At 40.7% G+C, this 3,477-nt stretch carries 3 protein-coding genes; 2 read left to right on the top strand and 1 reads right to left on the bottom strand.

What is annotated here, in order from left to right; translation table 11 throughout:
- Positions 1–165 precede the first annotated feature (165 nt).
- Entirely contained in the window at positions 166–1,080 is a 915-nt protein-coding gene (locus ACOVO2_RS17590; protein WP_421771239.1) for an ROK family protein, read from the bottom strand.
- 177 nt (positions 1,081–1,257) lie between these two features.
- Between ACOVO2_RS17590 and ACOVO2_RS17585 the strand changes: the two genes are divergently transcribed.
- On the top strand, positions 1,258–1,977 hold the full coding sequence (locus tag ACOVO2_RS17585; protein ID WP_421771238.1) for a head GIN domain-containing protein: 720 nt from the start codon (positions 1,258–1,260) through the stop codon (positions 1,975–1,977).
- Positions 1,978–2,164: 187 nt separating this feature from the next.
- Positions 2,165–3,477, top strand: a 1,313-nt coding sequence (locus tag ACOVO2_RS17580) for a class I tRNA ligase family protein (RefSeq protein ID WP_421771237.1), incomplete at its 3' end; no start/stop codon positions are given.

Below are 3,477 nucleotides of genomic sequence, written 5' to 3'. Positions count from 1 at the left end.
TCATACTTATCATCTTCAAAAACTCGACTGTTTATTTTCTATGAAGATGCAAATGCTAAGACTTCTTTCAAAATATTTTTTTCTTTTATCTCTAATTCGACAGTCATTGTCTTTTTTGTTTTATGATACGAATTTAAAAATCTTTTATCGTAAAAAACTTTCCTCTCAATACCCCCTAACCAACTCAATCGCACCAAAAACACCTGCACTATCGCCGAGTTTTGGTTTTAAGAAAAGCGTTTCTACTTTGCGGTTATTGAAAATCCAGTTTTTGAGTTCTTCGGGAAAAGCCTCATAAATCATATCAATATTTCCCACACCGCCACCAATTACAATAGCATCGGGGTCAAGCACATTGACGATTGAAGAAATGGCACGTCCGAAAGACTTTATTAAATGATTGAGTGTAGCCGTAGCATGCGGGTCAGTTCCTGCTTGATGAAGTTCGTAGATTTCCTTCATTGTTAGGTCATTTCCGCTCAATTTCTTATAATATTGCTGCAAAGCTGGGCCAGAAAATACATTTTCGTTGCAGCCAGTTTTTCCGCAATAGCACAATACACCATCATCTTCAAAGAAATTATGTCCCCATTCTCCACCAATGCCGTGCCTACCGTTAATTACTTGACCATTTACAATAACTCCACCACCAACGCCCGTGCCGAGAATTACGCCAAAAACAACTTTTGCATCGGGTAAAACCTCCTTCACAATTCCCATAGTGGCTTCGGCCAATGCAAAACAATTGGCATCATTGGCCAACTCAACTGGCACACCGAGTGCTTTTGCAAGGTCGGCTTTCATGGGTTGCCCATTCATCGCTGTCGTATTGCAGTTTTTCATGGTCTGCGTAGTTGGGTCGGTCGTTCCTGGCGTACTAAAACCAATAGCAGTTGGAGCGATGTTTATTTCTTCTTTGATTGAATCAATCAATCTTACGACTTGACTAATGATATGTTCGTAGCCTTTGCTGGCTTCGGTCGGAATTCTTTTTCTTACTAAAATTTCATTGTTTTCGGCATTCATCACCACGCCTTCGATTTTCGTGCCGCCTAAATCTACACCCCAAAGTGTCTTCATTTAATGGATAATGTTTAATGGAAAATGTATAATTGAAAAAACTATCGACTCTCGTCGGTGGACTGTGGACTTCGTTAACGACTCATTAACAAATCAACAAGCAACTCCTTACAAACTTATAGCATCTTATCATCAAAGACAACAATTTTTATAAAAAGCTAAAATAGAATCATCACCATGAAACGTTCAATTATCGTAATCTTCACAATCCTTTTGGGAGTATTTGGGTTGTCATCTTGTAATACCTACAACATCATCGAAGGAAGTGGTATCATCGAAACCGAGTACCGTCGAATGGCCTATTTCAATAAAATCGAATTGTATTTTCCTGCCGAAGTGATTGTTCGTCAAGGAAATACGAAAGACATTGAAATTACTGCCGAAAGCAATATCATTGATTTGGTTTATAGCCGAGTAAGCGGAAATACCTTGATTTTAGATGATAACGGCCGCCTTCGTAGCAGCCATAATGTGAAAATCTATGTTCAAGTACCTGACATCAACGCTATTTTTGTTTCGGGAAGTGGCCGAGTAATCAGCGATAACAAAATTTATGCTAAAAACATGAATGTGCGTTTGTCGGGCAGCGGCTTGATTGATGTAGCCTTAGACGTAAAAAACGATTTAGTTGCCGATTTGAGTGGTTCGGGACTAATTTTCATGGAAGGAGACACCTATAATGGTATTTATGATGTTTCGGGAAGTGGAAAAATTGAATCGTTTGATATGCACGCCGATAATTCTGACATCGTGATTAGTGGTTCTGGACGTTGCGAAACCACCGCACTGAGCAAACTTGGTGTAACTATTTCGGGAAGCGGAAGTGTATGGTTTAGAGGAAATCCACGCATCAGCCAGCGAATTTCGGGTTCAGGAAAGATTTTCAATGCGAATTGAAATTACCTCACCCTTCCCTCTCCTCAAAGGAGAGGGTTACAAACTCCCTTCTCCTTCGAGGAGAAGGGCTGGGGATGAGGTAATTATTCATTCTTCTACCAATATTTTCCTCAGAATTCCCTATTTTTGCACTATTATTAACAAATAACCGTCGTCCGTCGTCTATCGACTGTTGACTCAAAGAATAATGGCAGAAATCAGCAAAACGTACAATCCGAAAGAGATAGAAGACAAATGGTATAAGTATTGGATTGATAATCAATACTTTAAGTCGAAACCAAATCCCGATAAAGAGCCTTATACTATCGTGATTCCTCCGCCAAACGTCACGGGTGTCTTGCACATGGGTCACATGCTCAACAATACAATTCAAGATGTATTGACTCGCAAAGCACGTATGGAAGGTAAAGAGGCTTGTTGGGTGCCAGGAACTGACCACGCTTCTATCGCTACCGAAGCCAAGGTTGTGGCGATGCTGAAAGAGCAAGGAATCAATAAAGCTGACCTTACTCGTGAAGAATTCTTGAAATATTGCTGGGAATGGACCGAAAAATACGGTGGCATTATCTTGCAACAACTCCGTAAACTCGGTGCGTCGTGCGATTGGGACAGAACTCGCTTCACGATGGAGCCAAGTCTGTATGATGCCGTAATCGATGTTTTTGTTGATTTATATAACAAAGGAGACATTTATCGTGGACACCGCATGGTAAACTGGGACCCGCAAGCCAAAACAACGGTTTCGGACGAAGAGGTTATCATGAAAGATGTTCAGCAGAAATTGTATTATATCAGATACGATGGAGCGGAGGGAAGTGTAACGATTGCCACGACTCGCCCAGAAACCATTATGGCTGATGCTGCGATTTGTGTAAACCCTGCCGATGAGCGTTTCCAAGATTTGATTGGTAAAAAAGTAAGAATTCCGTTAATCAATCGTGAAATTTCGATTATTGCTGATGAATACGTAACGATGGAATTCGGAACGGGTTGTTTGAAAGTAACACCTGCTCACGACCAAAACGACTACGCTCTCGGACAAAAACACGGTTTAGAAATCATTGATATTTTGACCGACGAAGGCAAATTAAACGAAAAAGCCTTGATTTTGGTAGGGGAAGACAGATTTGTGGCTCGTAAGAAAATTGCTAAATTATTGGCCGAATCGGGCAATTTAGTAAAAGAAGAAGACTATAAATCGACCGTTGGAACGTCTGAGCGTACAGGTGCGATTATCGAACCGAAGATTTCGTTGCAGTGGTTCTTGAAAATGAAGCGTGTTTCGGAGCCTGCTTTGGAAAACGTAATGAATGATACGATTCAGTTGATTCCACCGAAATTCAAGAATACGTATAACCATTGGATGGCAAACGTAAGAGATTGGTGTATCAGTCGCCAACTTTGGTGGGGGCATCGTATTCCTGCGTTTTATATGCCAGATGGCACTTGTATCGTAGCAAAAGATAAAAAAGCGGCTTTGAAAATTGCCCGTGATAAATA

The sequence above is a fragment of the Emticicia sp. genome (genome assembly GCF_049241225.1).
In the GTDB taxonomy this organism is placed as follows: domain Bacteria; phylum Bacteroidota; class Bacteroidia; order Cytophagales; family Spirosomataceae; genus Emticicia.
Note: the sequence above shows the minus strand (reverse complement) of the source record. Positions and strands in the feature narration are given on the sequence as shown.